At 63.3% G+C, this 19,942-nt stretch carries 16 protein-coding genes; 6 read left to right on the top strand and 10 right to left on the bottom strand.

The features are described 5' to 3' along the window. Positions 1-10: 10 nt before the first annotated feature. Entirely contained in the window at positions 11-1,288 is a 1,278-nt protein-coding gene (gene hemA / locus AC0ZT5_RS27595) for a 5-aminolevulinate synthase (protein ID WP_488499000.1), read from the bottom strand. Positions 1,289-1,564: 276 nt separating this feature from the next. Between hemA and galE the strand changes: the two genes are divergently transcribed. The 3 genes from galE (at position 1,565) to AC0ZT5_RS27580 (ending at position 5,737) form a co-directional block, all read left to right on the top strand. After that, positions 1,565-2,560, top strand: coding sequence for a UDP-glucose 4-epimerase GalE (gene galE, locus AC0ZT5_RS27590; protein ID WP_488498999.1), 996 nt, complete (start codon positions 1,565-1,567; stop codon positions 2,558-2,560). Between the two features lie 97 nt (positions 2,561-2,657). Further along, the gene (locus AC0ZT5_RS27585; protein ID WP_488498998.1) at positions 2,658-3,908 is read left to right on the top strand and encodes a D-amino acid dehydrogenase; all 1,251 of its coding nucleotides are present in this window, start codon (positions 2,658-2,660) and stop codon (positions 3,906-3,908) included. Between the two features lie 2 nt (positions 3,909-3,910). Then, positions 3,911-5,737: an alanine racemase gene (locus AC0ZT5_RS27580; RefSeq protein ID WP_488498997.1), complete on the top strand. Its 1,827-nt coding sequence runs from the start codon at positions 3,911-3,913 to the stop codon at positions 5,735-5,737. Here the strand turns inward: AC0ZT5_RS27580 and AC0ZT5_RS27575 are convergent, their stop codons facing one another. The 7 genes from AC0ZT5_RS27575 to AC0ZT5_RS27545 form a co-directional block, all read right to left on the bottom strand. Continuing rightward, on the bottom strand, positions 5,738-7,114 hold the full coding sequence (locus tag AC0ZT5_RS27575; protein ID WP_488498996.1) for an FGGY-family carbohydrate kinase: 1,377 nt from the start codon (positions 7,112-7,114) through the stop codon (positions 5,738-5,740). It lies immediately after the preceding gene. Further along, a complete protein-coding gene (gene rhaM, locus AC0ZT5_RS27570; protein WP_477289862.1) occupies positions 7,111-7,428 on the bottom strand; it encodes an L-rhamnose mutarotase in 318 nt (105 codons plus the stop codon). The genes AC0ZT5_RS27575 and rhaM overlap by 4 nt, the downstream gene beginning before the upstream one ends. Next, positions 7,428-8,423: an ABC transporter permease gene (locus AC0ZT5_RS27565; protein WP_488498995.1), complete on the bottom strand. Its 996-nt coding sequence runs from the start codon at positions 8,421-8,423 to the stop codon at positions 7,428-7,430. The genes rhaM and AC0ZT5_RS27565 overlap by 1 nt, the downstream gene beginning before the upstream one ends. Further along, positions 8,420-9,400, bottom strand: coding sequence for an ABC transporter permease (locus AC0ZT5_RS27560; protein ID WP_488498994.1), 981 nt, complete (start codon positions 9,398-9,400; stop codon positions 8,420-8,422). The genes AC0ZT5_RS27565 and AC0ZT5_RS27560 overlap by 4 nt, the downstream gene beginning before the upstream one ends. Then, on the bottom strand, positions 9,397-10,953 hold the full coding sequence (locus tag AC0ZT5_RS27555) for a sugar ABC transporter ATP-binding protein (protein WP_488498993.1): 1,557 nt from the start codon (positions 10,951-10,953) through the stop codon (positions 9,397-9,399). The genes AC0ZT5_RS27560 and AC0ZT5_RS27555 overlap by 4 nt, the downstream gene beginning before the upstream one ends. 114 nt (positions 10,954-11,067) lie before the next feature. After that, complete coding sequence (rhaS, locus tag AC0ZT5_RS27550; RefSeq protein WP_027055502.1) at positions 11,068-12,063, bottom strand: rhamnose ABC transporter substrate-binding protein; 996 nt, start codon at positions 12,061-12,063, stop codon at positions 11,068-11,070. Between the two features lie 55 nt (positions 12,064-12,118). Continuing rightward, complete coding sequence (locus tag AC0ZT5_RS27545) at positions 12,119-12,928, bottom strand: DeoR/GlpR family DNA-binding transcription regulator (protein WP_457151000.1); 810 nt, start codon at positions 12,926-12,928, stop codon at positions 12,119-12,121. Positions 12,929-13,113: 185 nt separating this feature from the next. On the opposite strand from AC0ZT5_RS27545, the gene AC0ZT5_RS27540 reads away from it, so the two are divergent. The 3 genes from AC0ZT5_RS27540 (at position 13,114) to ggt (ending at position 18,455) form a co-directional block, all read left to right on the top strand. Then, a complete protein-coding gene (locus AC0ZT5_RS27540) occupies positions 13,114-15,216 on the top strand; it encodes a bifunctional rhamnulose-1-phosphate aldolase/short-chain dehydrogenase (RefSeq protein ID WP_488498992.1) in 2,103 nt (700 codons plus the stop codon). A gap of 114 nt (positions 15,217-15,330) precedes the next feature. After that, positions 15,331-16,623 carry an L-rhamnose catabolism isomerase gene (rhaI, locus tag AC0ZT5_RS27535; protein WP_488498991.1) on the top strand — a complete coding sequence of 431 codons (1,293 nt, stop codon included), beginning with the start codon at positions 15,331-15,333 and terminating at the stop codon, positions 16,621-16,623. A gap of 92 nt (positions 16,624-16,715) precedes the next feature. Beyond that, positions 16,716-18,455, top strand: a complete 1,740-nt coding sequence (gene ggt / locus AC0ZT5_RS27530) for a gamma-glutamyltransferase (protein ID WP_488498990.1) — start codon at positions 16,716-16,718, stop codon at positions 18,453-18,455. 24 nt (positions 18,456-18,479) lie between these two features. On the opposite strand, the gene AC0ZT5_RS27525 is transcribed toward ggt, so the two are convergent. After that, positions 18,480-18,734, bottom strand: a complete 255-nt coding sequence (locus tag AC0ZT5_RS27525; protein ID WP_184872292.1) for a hypothetical protein — start codon at positions 18,732-18,734, stop codon at positions 18,480-18,482. A gap of 617 nt (positions 18,735-19,351) precedes the next feature. Next, positions 19,352-19,789, bottom strand: a complete 438-nt coding sequence (locus AC0ZT5_RS27520; protein WP_488498989.1) for a hypothetical protein — start codon at positions 19,787-19,789, stop codon at positions 19,352-19,354. Positions 19,790-19,942 lie beyond the last annotated feature (153 nt).

The raw sequence follows: 19,942 nt of genomic DNA, 5'->3' as shown, positions 1-19,942 counted from the left end.
CCGCCTGGCTTCAGCCGCCTGACTTGGGCACCAGCAGTGGAATAATCCGGTCGCTCTTGGCGACGGAGGGGCGACCAGCGGAGCCATAGGGTATGCCCAGCGCATCCCAGGTCTCGACCAGCGCGTCCTGCAGTTCGGCGATCAGCACATCGGAATGAAACGGTGTCGGCGTGATACGCAGCCGCTCCGTGCCGCGCGGCACGGTCGGATAGTTGATCGGCTGGATGTAGATGCCGTGCACGCCAAGCAGGCGGTCGCTGGCCATCTTGCAGAGTTCCGGGTCGCCGACTAGCAGTGGCACGATATGCGTCGGCGACTCCATCACCGGCAGGCCGGCGGCCGAGAGGATCTGCTTGGTTCGCGTCGCCTGCCGCTGCTGCGCGTCGCGCTCGGCCTGCGAGCGCTTGAGATGGCGGATGGACGTGGTCGCGGCGGCGGCGATCGCCGGCGGCAATGCCGTGGTGAAGATGAAGCCCGGCGCATAGGAGCGCACGGCGTCGATGACAGCACTGGTGCCGGTGATGTAGCCGCCCAGCGTGCCGAATGCCTTGGCCAGCGTGCCTTCGATGATGTCGATGCGGTCGGCCAGCCCTTCGCGCTCGGTGATGCCGCCGCCGCGCGATCCGTACATGCCGACGGCGTGGACCTCGTCGATATAGGTCATGGCGTTGTGGCGCTCGGCGAGCTCGACGATCTGTTTGATCGGCGCGATGTCGCCATCCATCGAATAGACGCTTTCGAAGACGATCAGCTTGGCGCGTTCGCGGCCCGCCGCCTGCAGCAGGCTTTCCAGGTGCGCGACGTCATTGTGACGGAAGATCTTCTTTTCAGCCCCCGAGCGCCGCACGCCTTCGATCATCGAAGCGTGGTTCAGCTCGTCCGAGATGATCAGGCAATTGGGCAAAAGCCGCGCGATCGTCGAGATCGACGCTTCGTTGGAGACGAAGCCGGAGGTGAAGACGAGTGCGGCTTCCTTGTCGTGCAGGTCGGCAAGCTCCAGTTCCAGCTCGACCAGCGGGTTGCTGGTGCCGGAAATGTTGCGGGTGCCGCCGGCGCCGGAGCCCATCTTGCCCGCCGCATTCTGGAACGCGGCGATGACATCGGGATGCTGGCCCATGCCGAGATAGTCGTTGGAGCACCAGACGGTGATTTCCTCCGCGCGGCCATTGGAACGCCAGATGGCGCGCGGAAACTTGCCTGCAATGCGTTCGAGGTCGGCGAAGACGCGGTAGCGACGCTCGGCATGGAGCTGGTCGATCGCTTCCTCGAAGAACCGCTGATAGTTCATGTCGACTTCCCAATTTTGCGCGGGATCATAATCATTGCCCCATTGGTCGTCCACCGGGCCAATTTGGTCAAAATGCCACGCCCCGGACCTGTTCCTAACGACCACGGATCGTGGCCTATTCCCTTGATGTGGATCAACTTTGTTTCAGTACGATGCCTTGAGCCGGAGAGACTGTTACGGATTTAACATTTTGGTCTTGTATGGCCCTGCGGCAAGCTTTCCAATAAGGCGGCTTTTGAGACAGTTTCCGATAAATCTTGAGATGCGAGGATGCGGATGACAGTTTTGGTGACAGGCGGTGCCGGCTATATCGGCAGCCATATGGTCTGGGAGTTGCTGGATGCCGGCGAGAGCGTGGTCGTTCTCGACCGCCTTTCGACCGGCTTCGAATGGGCGGTGGCGCCCGAGGCAAAGCTGGTCGTCGGCGATGTCGCCGACAAGGAACTGGTCGGCTCGATCATCAGGGATAACAAGGTCGACGCGATCATCCATTTCGCTGGTTCCATCGTGGTGCCGGAATCGGTCGCCGATCCGCTCGGCTATTACGAGAACAACACCTGCAAGACGCGCACTCTGATCGAAACCGCGGTGCGCGAGGGCGTGCCCAATTTCATCTTTTCCTCGACCGCCGCCGTTTATGGCGGCGCCGGACTGGAGCCGGTGCGCGAGGATGCCCGCCTGGCGCCGGAATCGCCCTATGGCCTGTCCAAGCTGATGAGCGAATGGATGCTGCGCGATGCGGCGATCGCGCATGGGCTCCGCTACACCGCGCTGCGCTACTTCAACGTCGCCGGTGCCGATCCGAAGGGCCGTACCGGCCAGTCGACGCCGGGCGCCACCCATCTGATCAAGGTCGCTTGCGAAACGGCGCTCGGCAAGCGCCCATTCATGCAGGTGTTCGGCACCGATTATCCGACGCCGGACGGCACCTGCATGCGCGACTATATCCATGTCAGCGATCTGGCGGCGGCGCATCGCCTTGCCCTGCAGCGGCTGCGCGACGGCGGCGCACGCCTCGTTGCCAATTGCGGCTACAGCCATGGCTATTCGGTGCTCGAGGTCATCGACAGCGTGCGCCGCGCCTTTGGCCATGATTTCGAGGTGAAGATGGGCGCTCGCCGTCCCGGCGATGCCGCGGCGGTGGTCGCCAATTCGGATCTCGCCCGCGCCGAACTCGGCTGGACCCCGCAACGCGACGATCTCGACCAGATCGTTGCCGACGCTCTCGCCTGGGAGCGCATTCTGACCGGCAAGAACTCCGCACGGGGCTGAGCCGGGTCCTCCTCAGGGCTCGCAAGGCGCCCAGCGAAGCGCTATTGAAGGCATTCACGGCAGGGGCGCTGCGCCGCGAAGAGCTTTGGGGGATGGCATGAAAATAACCGTGCTTGGAGCCGGCGTTGTCGGCACTGCGGCCGCCTACTATCTGGCCAGCGACGGCCACGAGGTCACCGTGATCGAGCGCCATCCGGCGCCGGCGCGGGGCACCAGCCAGTCGAATGCCGGCCTGGTATCGCCGGGCGACGCCACCGCCTGGGCCTCTCCGGCGGCGCTGAAGACCTTCCTGCGCGCGCTCTACAATCATGATCTCGGCATCAAGGTGCGGCTGCGATTCGATCCCTATTTCCTCGCCTGGAGCCTGCGCTTCCTGCGCCAGTGCACGAAAGAGCGCTTGCGCGCCAACAGCCGGGTCAAGCTGCGCCTGGCGCTCTATTCCCGCGACTGCATCAACGCCATCTCCTCCGATACCGGGATCGGCTATGACGAGCGCAAGAAGGGCATCCTCTATTTCTTTCGCTCGCAGCACAGTCTCGACACCGGCACCGACAATTACCGCTATCTGGCCGAGCATGGCCTGCCGATCGAGGTCGTCGGCCGCGACCGGCTGATCGAGCTCGAACCGGGTCTTGCCGGCGTGAAGGAAAAGATCGCCGGTGGCGTCTATTCGCCGATCGACCAGACCGGCGATTCTCGGCAGTTCGTGGAAAAGCTCGCCGCCCACGCCGCCGAAAAGCTCGGCGTGAGATTTCTCTACGGCACGACGGTCGAAGGCCTGGCCATCGAGGGCGACCGGGTGGGTGCGGTGATGACCTCGGCCGGACCGGTGGCCGGCGATGCCGTGGTCATCTCGATGGGGCCGGAAAGCGGCTTGCTCGGCCGCCATTACGGCATCGACCTGCCTGTCTATCCCGTGAAGGGCTATACGGCGACGATTCCCCTGGAGGACGAGAGCAAGGGTCCGACCATGGGCGGCGCCGACGAGGACCAGCTGATTGCCTATTCCAGGTTGGGCAACCGGCTGCGGCTCGCCTCAACCGCCGAATTCACCGGCTTCGACCGCACCCACAGGCCAAGCGACTTCGCCGCCATGTTCAGGACCGGCAAGGATCTCTTCCCCGGCGCCTTCGACGAGAAGAAGGCCGAACTCTGGGCGGGCCTGCGGCCGATGATGCCGAACTCCGTGCCGGTCATCGGCCAGGCGCGCTACGAGAATCTCTATCTCGACACCGGCCACGGTCATGTCGGCTGGACCATGGCTTGCGGCTCGGGGAAATTCCTTGCCGACCTAGTCGCCGGCCGCAAGCCCGAGATCGACCCGCAGGGACTGGTCTACGGAGGCTAGGAATGTCCGGACCGCAAGTCGCTATCGACCTTGGCCGCATCGAGCGCAATGCGCGCACGATCGTCGAGCGCTGCGCGCTATCGGGCATCAAGGTGTTCGGCGTCACCAAGGGCACCTGCGGCATGCCGCAGGTGGCACGCGCCATGCTGCGCGGCGGCGTCGCCGGCATCGCCGAGTCGCGTTTCGAAAACATCCGCCGGCTGCGTGACAGCGGCATCAACGCGCCAATCATGCTGCTGCGCAGCCCACCGATGGCGCGTGTCGAGGAAGTGGTGCGCACGGTCGACATCAGCCTGCAGTCGGAACTGACCATCATCCGCGAGATTTCACGCATCGCCGAGCGCATGGGCCGCGTCCACGACATCATGCTGATGATCGACCTCGGCGATCTCCGCGAAGGCATCTGGCCGAGCGATCTGATCCCAACGGTCGAGCAGATATTGCAGTTCAAGGGCGTGCGCATCGCCGGCATCGGCACCAATCTCGGCTGTTTCGGCGCCATCATGCCGACGCAGGAAAATCTCGGCCAGCTCGTCGCCCACGCCTACAAGACCGAGCGCCTGTCCGGCAAAAGCCTCGACTGGATTTCCGGCGGCGCCTCGTCATCGCTGCCGCTGCTGCTCGAAGGCAAGCTGCCAGCCGGCATCAACAATCTGCGCGTCGGCGAAGCGATCCTGCAAGGCGGCGTCGAAACCTTCCGCGATGTGCCGTGGGCTGAACTCGAACCCGACGCCTGCCGCCTGACCAGCGACATCATCGAGGTTAAGCTCAAGCCGTCACGGCCGATCGGGCAATCCGGCTACGACGCCTTCGGCAACCAGCCGGTTTTCCCTGACGAGGGCGACAGGCTGCGCGCCATCGCCAATATCGGCCGTGAGGATGTGTTGGTCGAAGGACTGACGCCGATCGCCAAGGGGGTGCGGGTGCTCGGCGCCTCCAGCGACCATCTGCTTTTGGATGTGGCCGACGCCGACCCGCCGCCGGCCGTCGGCGACCGCGTCGCCTTCCGCATGAGCTATGGCGCCATGCTGCTGGCGATGACCTCGGAATATGTCGAAAAGGCCCCGATGCACGATGTCGAGGACTTTTCCGGCCGCAAGATGGTGTCGATACTGGCGGAACAGGGCGCCGCTGGCATCCTGGCCCGGGAAGGAACCGGCGCGCGGCTAGAAGCGATGAATTTCGATGTCGTCGAGCTGGCCGATATCGAGCGGCCGCCATCGGGGCTGATCCGGCTGGCTGCCGGTGCCGACCGCCGTATCGCACACAAGGCGCTGACCGCAACGGCGCGCGCGACCCACTCCTTCGGCCTGATCTGGATCGATTCCATCGCCGCCCTGATGCCCGAGGACGAGGACGGCATCGACCTGCCGGAGCGCTCGGTGCTGGCCCGCGCGCTCGGCCTCGACCACAAGGCGGGCGCGGTGCAGCCGCAGCTGTCGCCGGAAAATGTCGTCATCATCGGCCTGCGTCACGCCGATCCGGCGGAAGCGCGGGTGCTCAAGGATTCGCGCGTCTCGGCCTTCACCATGACCGACATCGACGCCATGGGCATGCGCGACCTGATGCACGAAGCGATCCGCATCGCCACCTCAGGCACGCAGGGTTTTCATGTCAGCTATTCGCCTGATGTCACCGAATTCGCCGGCTGGGCGGCCGGCTCTGGTGGGCTGACCGTGCGCGAAACCCATCAGGCGATGGAGGCGATTGCGCTCTCCGGCGGGCTGTTGTCGATGGATGTTTCGGGCTTGACCGCGGATCTGGAGCCTCGGATCGGCACCGACACGGTCAACTTCGTCATGTCGGCCTTCGGCAAGCGGATATTGTGATCAGCATTGCGCTTCGACCGCCGCCCGCCATGCGCTGACGTAGTCGGCCCAGGCCGGATCGGTCGGCGGCTCGATTCTTTCGCCTTGGCCGTGGGCCGTCGCCCGGTCCGTTGCCAGCAACGCGGCGCCGATGCCGGTGCCGGTGGCGGCCTCCGACGCGACAACGGCGCGCGCCGTGCTTGCCGCCAACATGCCGACGAAGAGCCGGTTGCGGGCAAAGGGCCCCTCGACCGTGGTCGGGCCGTCGGCGCCGATCAGGTCGAGGCAGGTCGTGGTCATCAGCGCCAGATAGAACGAGATGGCGGCAAAGCGCTGGCCGTTGCTCATGCCGTCGGTGTTGAGCCATGTCGCGGCATGATGCGGGAACGGTCCCGACCCTTGCTGGGTCGAGGGCAGCAGCAACGTCTTTTGCGTCAGCACGGCGCCGACATCATCTTCGGTCCAGTTGTCCGGCTGGCCATCCGTCAGCATGGAAAACTCGCGGCCGCCCATGAACCGCGCCGAGGGAACAGGATCGCCCAACGCGCTGACATTGACCAGCGTATCGCGCGCCGCGTCCAGCACGATCTGTTTGCCGCCGACCGCCATCGACACCACCCAGGTGCCGGTCGAGACCACGGAAAAGGGTGGCGCGTCGGACAGGAGATGCGGGAGCAGCGAGGCGTTGGAATCATGCAGGCCGCAGAACACCGGCGTCTGCGGATCGAGCCCGGTTCGCGCGGCCAGCGCAGGCAGGATAGGGCCGAGGCGGTCCTTGGCTGCCCGCACCGGCGCCATTAGCTCGCGCCAATCCAGACGATCGACCAGCGATGAAAAGTCGGCTGTCCATGGGTTCCACAGATCGGTGTGGCAGCCGAGAGAGGTCACCTCGTTGGCGGCGACACCGGTCAGGCGCAAGGCCCAGTATTGCGGATACATCAGCATCGCAGCGGCCTTCGCGAACTCCGCCGGGAAGCTTTTCTGCTGCCAGAAGAATTGCGCGCCGAGATTGAGGCCGAGCGGCAGCCGCGGCGTGCCGGTCTCGGCAAAGGGTGGGCGGATCGCGTCATAGTCCGCTGCCAGCCCGTCGGGGCCGTCGAATTCATAGTCGAGCACTGGCAGCACAAGTTCGCCCGCGGCGTCGACCAGCACGCCCGTCGCGCCATGCGTGGTGATGGATATGGCGTCGATGCGCTGTTCGCGGTTGAGGCCGGCAAGGCTGTCGAGGATGAACGTCCACAACGCCTCGACACCGTGATGCGGGTAGGGCGCCTGCCGCACCGGCGCATTCGCCATGCGGCGCAGCGCGACCTCGCTCAACGTGGCTAGATCGACCAGCGCCACCTTGGCATTGGTCTTGCCGATGTCGATGACGGCGATGTGGCGCATCGCGCTCATGCCATGTGGAACACGGTTTCCAGCGGCACGGCCACCGGCTCGTTGTCCGGCTTGGTCTCCATGATGTCGGCCATGTGAGCCCACCAGCGCTGCATCACCGGATGCTTCGGCAGATCGTACATGCCGTGATTGTCTCGCCGCCACAGCACGCCAAACAGGATATTGGTCTCTTCGTCGAGGTGGATCGAGTAGTCGGAAACGCCGGCCTGCTTCAGGAGCGCGACCAGCGATGGCCAGATCTCGTCGTGGCGGCTCTTGTACTCAGCTTTCATGCCCGGCTTGAGCTTCATCTTGAACGCGTATTTCTCAGCCATCATCGTCCTCCGCGCAGGCGCCGCCAGATGATCGGCAGCGCGATGACGACAATCAGCAGCAGGCCGATGAAGATCGACATGACGATGCCGGGCACGTTGAGCAGGCCGAGTCCGAAGGTCACCAGCCCCATGATGAAGGCGGCAAGCACGACACCCAAAATGCTGCCGGCGCCGCCCAGGATGCTGACGCCGCCGAGCACCACCATGGTGATGACTTCGAGCTCATAGCCCTGAGCGATCGACGGCCGTGTCGAGCCGAGCCGCGAGGTGATCAGCACCGAGGCGATGCCAGACATCAGCCCGGTGAGGCAAAACAGGATGAACTTGATGCGGCCGACCCGCACGCCGGAAAACTGCGCCGCGACTGGATTGTTGCCGACGGCAAAGACGCGGCGGCCGAAACTCGTCCGGTGCAGCGCGAGCCAGTAGACGATAGCCGCGACGAGGAAGAGGACCAGCTCGAACGACACCACCCACCAGACATAACCCTGGCCGAAGAAGGCAAAGCTTTCGGGGTAACCCTTGTAGGCCTGGTCGCCGAGGATGATGAAGGCGATACCGCGAAACAGGCTCATCGTGCCGATGGTGACGACGATCGACGGCAACCCCAGCCGTGTCACCAGCAAGCCGTTGAAAGCGCCACAGCCGAGCCCGACGACGATGCCGATCAGTACCAGCACCGGCGTGCCGGCGCCGGCCTGTACCGCCATGCCCATCATGGTCGACGCCAGCGCGATGATAGCGGCGACCGAGAGATCAATCTCGCCGGAAATGATCAGCAGCGCCATGGCGAAGGCGATCAGACCCTTCTCGGTGAAATTGAAGGTGAGATCCGACAGCGAATAGGGGTCGAGGAAATAGGGCGAGGCGAAGCTGTTGATGGCGAAGATGGCGACGGCCACCACGACCAGCAGCGTTTCCCAGGAGAAGATCGCTGAGCTCAGTGGCTTGTCGAGCCGGTCGGGAATGTGGCGCGGGGCAGGGATTTCGGTCATGTCACCACCTCCACTTTTTTGAGGATGATGCGGCCCTGCTGGCGTTCGCTGCGCGCGTTGAGCACGACGGCGAGAATGATGGCGCTGCCCGAAATCGCCATTTGCCAGAAGGGCGAGATGTTGATGACCGGCAGCGCGTTGGAAATAATGCCGAGGAACAGCGCGCCGAGCACCGCGCCGCCGACCGAGCCGATGCCGCCGGCGATCGAAATGCCGCCGATGACGCATGCGGCGATGATGTTGAGCTCATAGCCATTGGCGACCTCGACCGAGGCGATCACATAGCGCGATATCCAGAGGTAGCCGGAAAGGCCGCCGATCATGCCGGAGATGCAGAAGACGATGAATTTCGTCCGGCCGACATCGATGCCGGCATAGACCGATGCCGTCGGGTTGACGCCGATGGCGTAGATCGAGCGGCCGAGTGCCGTGCGCGTCATCAGGACGAAGAACAGCGCGATCACCAGAATGGCGATCCATGACAGCACCGGAATGCCGAGGAAGGCCGCGCGTTGAAAGCCGATGAAGTCGGGGCTCATCTTGTCGGCATTGACCCAGGCGCCGCCGGACAGGACGAAAGTGGCGCCGCGATAGATGGTCAGCGTGCCCAATGTCACCACGATCGAGGGGATGTTCAGCCGCCAGACCAGCAGGCCGTTGATGGCGCCGAGCACCAGACCGACGGCCAGCGCGATGACGATTAGCAGCGGGATCGGGATTGCCGGGTGCGCGGCGTTCAGCATCGCCACCACCATGCCGGTGAAGCAGAGGTTGGACGCCATCGACAGATCGATCGACCGGGTCAGGATGACGACCATCTGGCCGAGGGCCAGGATCATCAGGATCGAGGTGTCGTTGAACACCTGGCGCAGATTGCCGGGATCGGCGAAGGCCGGGAAGCGTGTCGAGATCAGTCCGATCAGCACGATGATTGCCGCGAGCAGCCAGATTTCGCGGTATTTGAGAAAGGCTTTCATGCCGCGATCCCCGCTGCCGTCCTGACCAGCGTCTCGGCGTTCAGTTCCTTGTTGTCGTAGACCGCCGCGACGAGGCCTTCGCGCATGACGACGACGCGGTCGGACATGCCGAGGATTTCGGGCAATTCGGACGACACCATGATCACCGACAGGCCTTGCGCCACCAGTTCGGCCATGAAGCCGTGCACGGCAGCCTTCGAGCCGATGTCGATGCCCTTGGTCGGCTCGTCAAGGATGATCACCTTGGGCGCGGTCGCCAGCCATTTGGCGATGACGATCTTCTGCTGGTTGCCGCCCGACAGCGTACCGACATCCTGGCTGAGCGAGGAGGCGCGCAGGTCGAGCCGCTCGGTGTAGGAGCGGGCGAGCGCGAACTCCTCCGACAGCCGCAGCAGGCCGGATTTGGAGGTACGCTTGAGCGAAGGCAGCGAGACGTTCTGGAAGATCGGCAGGCCGATCACCACGCCTTGCTTGCCGCGCTCCTCCGGCACGTAGACGATGCCGGCAGCGATCGAATCCGCCGCCGATTTCGGCGTGATCGTCTTGCCTTCCAGGGTGATCGTGCCGCCTGTGGTGCGGGTGATGCCGGAGATCGCCTGCATCACCTCGCTGCGCCCGGCGCCGACAAGGCCATAGAAGCCGAGGATCTCGCCCCTGTGCAATTCGAAGCCGATGTCGTTGAATTCGGTCGGGTGCGACAGGCCGGAAACAGAAAGCACCGGCGCGCCGATTTCGGCCTTGCGCTGCGGAAAGATGTGGTCGACCGAACGGCCGACCATCATGCGCACGATCTGGCTCTGCCCGGCATCCTTGATCAACCCTTCACCAACCATCTCGCCATCGCGAAACACCGTGTAGCGGTCGGCGATGCGGTAGATCTCGTCGAACTTGTGGCTGATGAACAGGATCGCCTTGCCTTCGCTCTTGAGGAACTCGATGAGCAGGAAAAGCTCCTCGATCTCCTTCATCGAAAGCGCGGCCGTCGGCTCGTCCATGATGACGATCTGGGCGTCGATCGACATCGCGCGGGCGACGGCGACGAGATGCTTGTTGGCGATGCCGAGGTCCTTCAGCCTTGTATCGGCGTCGATATGGCCGGCGTGCATGGTATCAAGAACTTCGCGCGCATTTTTGCGCATCGTGCGCCAGTCGATGGTGCCGAAGCGCGTGCGCGGCGCGTGGCCGAGAAAGATGTTTTCAGCCACCGTCAGGTCGTCGAACAGCACGGTTTCCTGATGGATGGCGGTGACGCCATAGCCGAAAGCGGCGTGCGCGCTGGGCAGAGCGACCGCCTGGCCGTCTATGCTGATGGTCCCCGTATCGGGCTGGTAGATGCCGGTCATGATCTTGACCAGCGTCGACTTGCCGGCGCCGTTTTCGCCGATCAGGGCTGTCACCTGGCCCGGATAGAGCGACAGGCTGACATCGTGCAGCGCGCGCACGCCGGGAAAGCTCTTGGAGACGCGGGACAGCGTCAGGCGTGGGGCTGCATTACCCTCCCCCTTGTGGAGAGGGTCGCGAACAATGTGAGCGGGGTGGGTGTTGTCTAGCATATCAAGGTCCTGGTGTGTGGAGATGTGGCCACCCCCACCCCGTCTCGTCGATCTTGCTGCGCAAAGCCGGCTCGCCGACCCTCCCCGCAAGGGGGAGGGTGCAAGCGTCCGAGATCAATAGATCTTGGAGAACTTCTCGATGTTGCTCTTGTCGAACTGGAAGGGCGGAGCCATCGCAGCCGAGTTGGTGTCGTCGAGCGTGACCTTGCCGACGCGGCCGATCGACAGCGTGGCGCCCGGCTTGGCCTCTTCCTTCTTCACCGCCAGATCATGCGCGAGGTAGACGGCGGAGTAGCCGAGGTCGATCGGGTTCCACAGCGCAACCGCCTGCGAGGCGCCATTGTCGATGAACTTCTTGAACTCGGACGGCAGTGCGAGACCGGTGACGTTGACCTTGCCGATCAGGTTCTCGTCAGTCACCACCTGGGCGGCTGCAACAACGCCGACGGTGGTCGGTGCGATGATCGCCTTGAGGTTCGGGTAGGACTTCAGCAGGCCCTTGGCTTCGTCCGTGCTTTTGGCCGAATCGTCATCGCCATAGACGGTGGCTACGAGTTTGATCTTGGGGAATTTCTCCGGCAGGATTTTCTTGGCCGCGTCGATCCAGGCGTTCTGGTTGGTCGCGGTGGAAGACGCCGACAGGATGGCGACGTCGCCGCCTTCTGGCAGATAGTCGGCGGCAAGCTTGATGATGGTCTCGCCGATCAGGCCGGTGTCGGACGGGTTGAGGTGAAGCTGGCGGCCTTCCTTGGCGACGCCCGAATCCCAGGAGATGACGGTGATGCCTCGCTCCATGGCCTTCTTCAGGACCGGCACCAGCGCATCGGCGTCATTGGCCGAAATGGCGATGGCGTTGACCTTCTGGGCGATCAGCGAATTGACCACTTCGATCTGCGCCTCGGCGGTCGCCTTGGTCGGGCCGGTATAGATGATGTCGACATCGCCGAGCTCCTTGGCCGCCTCTTCGGCGCCCTTGTTGGCGGCATCGAAGAAGCCGTTGCCGAGCGACTTCACCACCAGCGCGATCTTGACGTTTTCCGCGTAGGCTGCATTCACGAACATGGCGGCCGAGAATGCCGCCGTCACCATCAATTTCTTCAAAAAGCTCATCGAATATCCTCCCTTGAGCGTTGCATTCCATCGCCGCTGCGGGCGTGAGTTGGTCTCAGGCCTGCAGTGAAGATTCTTCCTTGTTGGTTGCCGACTTGCGGGCGACGATCAGCGCCACCCCGGCGGTCTCGAGCATTTTCGCTTCACGATCCTCGATGCCGTCATCGGTGATGACGGTGGCGATGCGCGACAGGCCGCACAGGATCAGGCTGGAGCGTTTGCGGAATTTCGAGGAATCGACCAGCACCACCAGTTCGTCGGCCTGGTCGATCAGCTTCTGCTCCGCCTGGATCAACAGCGGGTCGCCTTCCATCAGCCCGAGCGGCCCAAGACCCTGCGCGCCCATGAACATGCGGCGTGCGTAGAAATTGCGGGTCACGTCATTGTCGAAGGGCGACAGGATGATGTTCTGTTCGCGGTAGATGGTGCCGCCCGACAGCATGACCGTGTTCTTGGAATGCTTGAGCAGATGCTCGGCGATTGGGAACGAATTGGTGAAGATCGGCATGCGGCGGCCGGTCAGGAAATGCACCATCTGGAAGGTGGTGGTGCCGCCATTGATGATGATCGGTTCGCCGTCCTTGCAAAGCTCGACCGCTTCGCGGGCGATCGCCCGTTTCTGCGCGGCGTTGAGCGTTTCGTTGACGGAAAAGGGCCGGCCGGCGAGGCCGATGAACTGCGGCGGCGAGATCGCTTCGGCGCCGCCGCGCACACGGCGCAGGCGCTTCTGCACGTGGAGTGCAGCGATGTCGCGCCGGATCGTCGCCTCGGAGGACTCCGTCAGGTCGACCATCTCCTGCACCGTCACCACAGGCTTTTCCTGGACGGCGGACAGAATGATCCTGTGGCGCTCTTTTTCGTGCATGGTTCCTCCCTGCCCAAACATCTAGGCACCCAAAACGCGCAGTGTCAATCATTTCCGATCATATAATTTCATTGTGCAGTGCAATATGATCGATAATGATCGTTTGTGATTGACAAGGCGGACGCTTCCGTGGAAATTCGGACCAAATGGGCCGCACCGTTTGCGTGCCTTCGGGAGGATACCCTATGCTCGACAAGCGCACCGGCGCGCGCCTCGCCAATCTGTGGGACGAGGCCAAGGCTCAATCGATGAGCGAGCCGGAGCGGCTCGTCTATCGCTCCAATGTGCTCGGTTCCGACAAGCGCGTCACCAACTATGGCGGCGGCAACACGTCCTCGAAGATTTGGCAGAAAGATCCGCTGACCGGCGAGGACGTCGAAGTGCTTTGGGTCAAGGGCTCTGGCGGCGACAGCGCCTCGATTAAAACAGACGGTTTTGCCACCCTCTACATGGACAAGTTGCGGGCGTTGAAGGGGCTTTATCGCGGCCTTGCGCATGAAGACGAGATGGTTGGCTTCCTGCCGCACTGCACCTTCAATCTTAACCCGCGCGCGGCCTCGATCGACACGCCACTGCACGCGTTCGTGCCGAAGCCTTTTGTCGATCACATGCATCCCGACGCGATCATAGCCATCGCCGCCGCGAAGGATTCCAAGGCGCTGACCAGGGAGATTTTCGGTGACGCCATCGGCTGGCTGCCGTGGAAGCGTCCGGGCTTCGAACTCGGCCTGTGGCTGGAGAAGTTCTGCCTCGAACATCCCGCCGCCAAGGGCGTCATCCTGGAAAGCCATGGCCTGTTCACCTGGGGCGACACTCCTCGGGAATGCTACGAGACGACGATTTCGGTCATCAATCAGGCGATCGAGTGGTTCGAGCGGCGCTCCGAGGGCCTGGCCATCTTCGGTGGCGAAGCGGTCAAATCGCTCGACGCCGCCGAACGCCGCGCCATCGCCGCGAAGCTGATGCCCAGGATCCGCGGCCTGATTTCGGAAAAGAGCCACAAGCTCGGTCATTTCGACGACCAGCCCGCCGTGCTCGAATTCGTCAACTCCAGGGATTTGCGCCCGCTGGCTGCACTCGGCACCTCATGCCCGGACCATTTCCTGCGCACCAAGATCCGCCCGCTGGTGATCGAATTCGATCCGGCCAAGCCCGATGTCGATGCGGTCATCGCGCGTCTCGCCGACGATGTCGCCGCCTATCGGATCGGCTACCAGGCCTACTATGACAGCTGCAAGCATCCGGATTCCCCCGCGATCCGCGATCCCAATTCGGTGGTCTACCTGATGCCCGGCGTCGGCATGTTCACCTTCGCCGGCGACAAGGCGACTGCACGCATTTCGGGCGAATTCTATGTCAACGCCATCAATGTCATGCGCGGCGCCTCGACGGTCTCGTCCTATGTCGGCCTGCCAGCACAGGAAGCCTTCGACATCGAATACTGGCTGCTCGAGGATCTGAAACTGCAGCGCATGCCGAAGCCGAAGGCGCTCGCCGGCCAGATCGCGCTGGTCACCGGCGGTGCCGGCGGCATCGGCCGCGCTACCGCCAGCCGGCTGCTGCGCGAAGGCGCCTGCGTCGTGCTGGCCGACATCGACGAGACAGCGCTCGCCAGCGCCAATGACGAACTGGCCAAGGCCTACGGCAAGGATTTCGTCCGGCCGGTGCTGATCAATGTCACCTCGGAGGATCAAGTGATCGCGGGCTTCGCCGAGACGGCGGTCGAGTTCGGCGGCATCGACATTCTTGTGTCGAATGCCGGCCTGGCGTCCTCGGCGCCGATCGAGGAGACGACGCTGGCGCTGTGGAACAAGAACATGGACATCCTATCGACCGGCTATTTCCTGGTCTCGCGGGAAGCGTTCCGGCTGTTCCGGGTGCAGAAGATCGGCGGCAACGTCGTCTTCGTCGCCTCCAAGAACGGCCTTGCCGCCTCGCCCAATGCCGCAGCGTACTGCACCGCCAAGGCCGCCGAGATCCATCTGGCGCGTTGCCTGGCGCTGGAAGGCGCAGAAGCGCAGATCAGGGTCAATGTCGTCAACCCGGACGCCGTGCTGCGCGGCTCGAAGATCTGGACCGGCGAGTGGAAGGAACAGCGCGCCGCCGCCTACAAGATGTCGACCGACGACCTGGAGGAGCATTACCGCTCGCGCTCGATGCTGAAGCGCTCGGTGTTTCCCGAGGACATCGCCGAAGCCATCTATTTCTTCGCCTCCGACATGTCGGCCAAGTCGACCGGCAACATCATCAATGTCGACGCCGGCAACGCCCAGAGTTTTACGCGATAATCGTTTGAAGGCGATGCCGGAGCGCTTCCCTTCTCCCCGTCTCTATACGGGGGAAGGTGCCGGCAGGCGGATGAGGGGCAGCGCCGACAGAACGCTATCTGGGAGGAAACAACAGTGTCCGAATCCATCATCTCCGCCGACCTCGTCGACAAGGACAATGCCGCGCGCAAGGCTGATCTCGAGCGTGACTACGCCTCGCTCGGCGAGCGCCTCGACCGTCGCGGCATCGCCATCGACGCCATCCGCGACAAGGTCGAGAAATTTGCCGTGGCGATCCCCTCCTGGGGCGTCGGCACCGGCGGCACCCGCTTTGCTCGTTTTCCCGGTGCCGGCGAGCCGCGCGACATTTTCGACAAGATCGAGGACTGCGCCGTCATCAGGCAATTGACGCAGGCGACGCCGACGGTGTCCCTGCACATTCCGTGGGACAAGGCCGACCCGAACCGGCTGAAGCAGGCGGCCTCGCGCTTCGGCCTCGGCTTCGACGCCATGAATTCCAACACCTTCTCCGATGCGAAGGACCAGCCGCTTTCCTACAAATTCGGCTCGCTGTCGCATGCCGATGCCGGCACGCGCCGGCAAGCGGTCGAGCACAATCTCGAATGCATCGAGATTGGCAAGACGCTTGGCTCCAGGGCGCTGACGGTGTGGATCGGCGACGGGTCGAACTTCCCCGGCCAGGTGAATTTCGCCAGAGCCTTCGAGCGCTATCTCGACGCCATGAAGGAGATCTATGCCGGACTGCCCGACGGCTGGAAGCTGTTCACCGAGCACAAGATGTACGAACCGGCCTTCTACTCCACCGTCGTGCAGGATTGGGGCACCAACTACATGATCGCGCAGGAGCTGGGCGACAAGGCGTTCTGCCTCGTCGACCTTGGCCACCATGCGCCCAACGTCAACATCGAGATGATCGTGTCGCGGCTGATCCAGTTCAAAAAGCTCGGCGGCTTCCATTTCAACGATTCGAAATATGGTGACGACGACCTCGATGCCGGTTCGATCGATCCCTACCGGCTGTTCCTCGTCTTCAACGAACTGGTCGATGCCGAGCTTTCGGACGCCGAGGGTTTTGACCCGGCCCACATGCTCGACCAGAGCCACAACGTCACCGATCCGATCGAAAGCCTGATGCTGTCGGCGGTCGAGGTGCAGCGCGCCTATGCGCAGGCGCTGCTGGTCGACCGCAAGGCGCTGGAGGGCTATCAGGACGGCAATGACGCGCTGATGGCAACGCAGGCGCTGAAGGCCGCCTACCGCACCGATGTCGAGCCCATCCTCGCCATGGCGCGGCTGAAGACCGGTGGCGCCATCGATCCGGTCGCCGCCTACCGGGCCGCCGGCTACCGCGCCAAGGTGGCGGCGGAACGCCCGGCGGTCGCCGGCGGCTCGGGCGGCATTGTCTGACATCTGAATTGATCCGTCTGGTCCATCATTGACGGGTGGACTCGGTGACCCCAACGGGTTCTTCTAGGCGTCCCCCCGCCCGGAGAACCGCCATGCCTCTCAACCGTCGAACACTGATCGCCGCCAGTCTTTCCATCGCCTTCGTCCTGGCGCCATTGACGAACGCCTTCGCCGCGTCACCCGCGCCGGCCAAGGGCGAGCACGGCATGGTGGTGACAGCCCAGCATCTGGCGTCTGAAGTCGGTGTCGAGATCCTGAAGAAGGGCGGCAATGCGGTCGATGCGGCAGTCGCCGTCGGCTATGCGCTCGCCGTCGTCTACCCCAATGCCGGCAATATCGGCGGCGGCGGCTTCATGACCATCCGCTTCAGGGACGGCAGATCGACCTTCCTCGACTTTCGCGAACGGGCGCCGCTGGCGGCGACCAAGACCATGTATCTCGACAAGGACGGTAACCCGGTGAAGGGAGCCAGCCTCGATGGCTATCTCGCGGTCGGCGTGCCTGGTTCCGTCGCCGGCTTCGAGATGGCGCGCGAAAAATACGGCACCTTGTCCAGACAGGATCTGATGGCGCCCGCCATCGGCTATGCCAAGGACGGATTCGTCCTCAATCAGGGCGACACCGCCTCCTTTGCCGGCAGCGCCGACAGGTTGGCGAAGGACGCCGCGGCTGCCGCCATCTTCCTGAAACCCGATGCCAAGCCCTATGGCATCGGCGAGCGCCTGATCCAGCCGGACCTTGCCGCCTCGCTGGCCGCCATTTCCGAGAAAGGCGCTGATGCCTTCTACAAAGGTGCCATTGCCGACGCCATCGTCAAGGCAAGCGGCGCCAAGGGCGGCATCCTGGCCAAGCCGGACTTCGAGCAATATGCGGTTCGCGAACTGAAGCCCGTGACCTGCACCTATCGCGGCTATGAGATCACGTCGTCGCCACCGCCAAGCTCCGGCGGCGTCATCATCTGCGAAATCCTCAACGTGCTGGAAGGTTATCCGTTGTCTTACCTTGGCGCCGGTTCGGCCGAGACGGTCCATGTCATGGTCGAGGCGATGCGCCATGCCTATGTCGACCGCAATTCAGCACTCGGCGACCCCGATTTCGTCGACAATCCGGTCTCGAAACTGCTGGACAAGGCTTACGCCAAGGACATCCGCGACAAGATCGATCCGTTCCGGGCCGGCGTGTCGCAGGACCTGATGCCGAAGGGCTTTGGGGAGAGCAAGCAGACGACGCATTATTCGATCATCGACAATGACGGCAATGCGGTCGCCGTTACCTATACGCTGAATGGTTCCTTCGGCGCCGGCGTCGTCGCCGACGGCACCGGCATCCTGCTCAACAACGAGATGGACGATTTCACCCAGAAACCTGGCGTGCCCAACCTCTATGGTCTGGTCCAGGGCGAGGCCAATGCCATCCAGCCGAAGAAGACGCCGCTGTCGTCGATGAGCCCGACCGTGGTGGCCAAGGACGGCAAGCCGTTCATGGTCATCGGCAGCCCGGGCGGTTCGCGCATCATCACCATCACGCTGGAGGCCATCGTCAACGTCGTCGACCACGGCATGAACATCCAGGAGGCGATCGACGCGCCGCGCATCCACCACCAGTGGCTCCCCGACACGGTTTACATCGAGCCGTTCGGCCTGTCGCCAGACACCGAAAAACTGCTGGCCGGCATGGGCTACCACCTCGATCTCGGTGATAAGACCTGGGGCCAGGCTGCGGGCATCCTGGTCGGCGGCAAGAGCCTGGCGGAGATCGAGAAGGGCGGCGGCGCGCGCTACAATGGCGCTATAGACAGCCGTGCCGCATCGGGCGAAGCGCTCGGATATTGATGTCTTAATTCACAAGCCGGACCGTCACGAAATCAGCGTGACGGTCGACGCTATCAGCAACAACGCGGCGATGCCGACAAACAGCGCGTAAATGCGCGGCCGGTCGAGCAGCAGCGCGTTTCCCGATACCCAGGCCGATGTGGCGCCGCCCAGTGCAAAGAGGAACCCATTGCGGTGCCCGAAGGTCATCGACGCTGCCATCAACCCGCCAATGATCAGCGCGCCGAACACGATGATCACGGCAACCGCATATTTCTCGAAGTCGTTGCCGCTTCCCATGCTTGGACCTATCGCATTCAACGTCGGGAGATCGTCCGGGTCGAAGGGATTGCTCGACCCATATTCGTCTTGACCGGCAGGCTCTCGCATTACTCGTTCTCCGTATAGCGGCAACAAATCATCAAGCCTTGCCGAGCGCAACCCGATCGCGCTGCCCTCGATGCGTTCGGCACGGTCTTCTACACCTTTCCGCCGCAGCGTGCCGCCGACTTTTTTGATTCGTGCCCCTGGCCGTCTTTGATCTCGGATAATCCTGGGCACACCTGCCCGAAGGCTGCCGTGGACCATCCCATCATGGAACGAATTCGTGGAGGAAAAATGATGCCGAACATGGATTGGTCATCCGTGCGGCGATTTTCGGTGGGACGTGACGTCGCACTGGGCCTGGCGTGGCCGAATCGCCTTGCCGTCGCCGCCAACATGGTTGCGCGGCCGCACGCCTGATCGCCCAGGACGCGTCGCATCGTCACAGTTTCATGCGCCGCGTTTCAAGCCGCGGACGGTCTGCGACGCGTCGCTTCGCCCTTTGTTCCGCAGCCCAGGATGACGAAGCGTGACAATATCCATTGATCACCAAGGCATGCGGCCGCCAAACCTCTGCTCGACACCCATGATTTCTATCCGCGAGCAGGTGGCAGCTCGAATACAGTGGCGCCGTTCTCCCTGCCGCGTTCGACATAGCCGATCAGGTGAAACCATCTTGCGACATCCGACCCCTGCAGCCAGCTGCGCGAGTGAATGGGCAGGTTGCCGGCGAGCGCTTGGATGTGCCTGATATGCCGCTTGCAGAAGCGAATGGTCGCGGCACGGAAGAAATCCTCCTGTGCGGCGAACAGCGTATTGGCAGCGTCGCTATTCTCATGCCAGGCGATGATCGCCACGGTCTTGTCGCCCTCGACAAGCGCATGCGCACGGCCTTCTTTCAAGTTCATCATCAGATTGTCGTACGCGATCTTGCTGTCCTTGCCGGCAGCGACGTATTCGTCCGACATCCGCTTCGACAGGCCGCGAAAGACATCCTCGAGATCCCCGAGCGTTGCAGCGCGTGCTCTCATTTCTCCTCCTGGAGCCCCGACAGGCAGTTTGCCCTAAGGTTGGGGGATCACCAAGCAAATCAAATCCGCTGGTGGGCCAACGAGCGCAAAGTTGTTTCACTCGACGATGTGCTATGACGGCGCGAGGCGGGCTTCCGCGTCTCCGTTAAGGTG

This window comes from Mesorhizobium sp. CNPSo 4670 (genome assembly GCF_057784235.1).
The sequence above is the reverse complement of the archived record's forward strand: the minus strand, read 5'-3'. Positions and strand labels throughout refer to the sequence as shown.

Bases quoted from the DNA above. Each gene is read 5' to 3' on its own strand.
- hemA (WP_488499000.1), bottom strand. From the start codon at position 1,288: ATGAACTATCAGCGGTTCTTCGAGGAAGCGATCGACCAGCTCCATGCC.
- galE (WP_488498999.1), top strand. From the start codon at position 1,565: ATGACAGTTTTGGTGACAGGCGGTGCCGGCTATATCGGCAGCCATATG.
- AC0ZT5_RS27585 (WP_488498998.1), top strand. From the start codon at position 2,658: ATGAAAATAACCGTGCTTGGAGCCGGCGTTGTCGGCACTGCGGCCGCC.
- AC0ZT5_RS27580 (WP_488498997.1), top strand. From the start codon at position 3,911: ATGTCCGGACCGCAAGTCGCTATCGACCTTGGCCGCATCGAGCGCAAT.
- AC0ZT5_RS27575 (WP_488498996.1), bottom strand. From the start codon at position 7,114: ATGAGCGCGATGCGCCACATCGCCGTCATCGACATCGGCAAGACCAAT.
- rhaM (WP_477289862.1), bottom strand. From the start codon at position 7,428: ATGGCTGAGAAATACGCGTTCAAGATGAAGCTCAAGCCGGGCATGAAA.
- AC0ZT5_RS27565 (WP_488498995.1), bottom strand. From the start codon at position 8,423: ATGACCGAAATCCCTGCCCCGCGCCACATTCCCGACCGGCTCGACAAG.
- AC0ZT5_RS27560 (WP_488498994.1), bottom strand. From the start codon at position 9,400: ATGAAAGCCTTTCTCAAATACCGCGAAATCTGGCTGCTCGCGGCAATC.
- AC0ZT5_RS27555 (WP_488498993.1), bottom strand. From the start codon at position 10,953: ATGCTAGACAACACCCACCCCGCTCACATTGTTCGCGACCCTCTCCAC.
- rhaS (WP_027055502.1), bottom strand. From the start codon at position 12,063: ATGAGCTTTTTGAAGAAATTGATGGTGACGGCGGCATTCTCGGCCGCC.
- AC0ZT5_RS27545 (WP_457151000.1), bottom strand. From the start codon at position 12,928: ATGCACGAAAAAGAGCGCCACAGGATCATTCTGTCCGCCGTCCAGGAA.
- AC0ZT5_RS27540 (WP_488498992.1), top strand. From the start codon at position 13,114: ATGCTCGACAAGCGCACCGGCGCGCGCCTCGCCAATCTGTGGGACGAG.
- ggt (WP_488498990.1), top strand. From the start codon at position 16,716: ATGCCTCTCAACCGTCGAACACTGATCGCCGCCAGTCTTTCCATCGCC.
- AC0ZT5_RS27525 (WP_184872292.1), bottom strand. From the start codon at position 18,734: ATGGGAAGCGGCAACGACTTCGAGAAATATGCGGTTGCCGTGATCATC.
- AC0ZT5_RS27520 (WP_488498989.1), bottom strand. From the start codon at position 19,789: ATGAGAGCACGCGCTGCAACGCTCGGGGATCTCGAGGATGTCTTTCGC.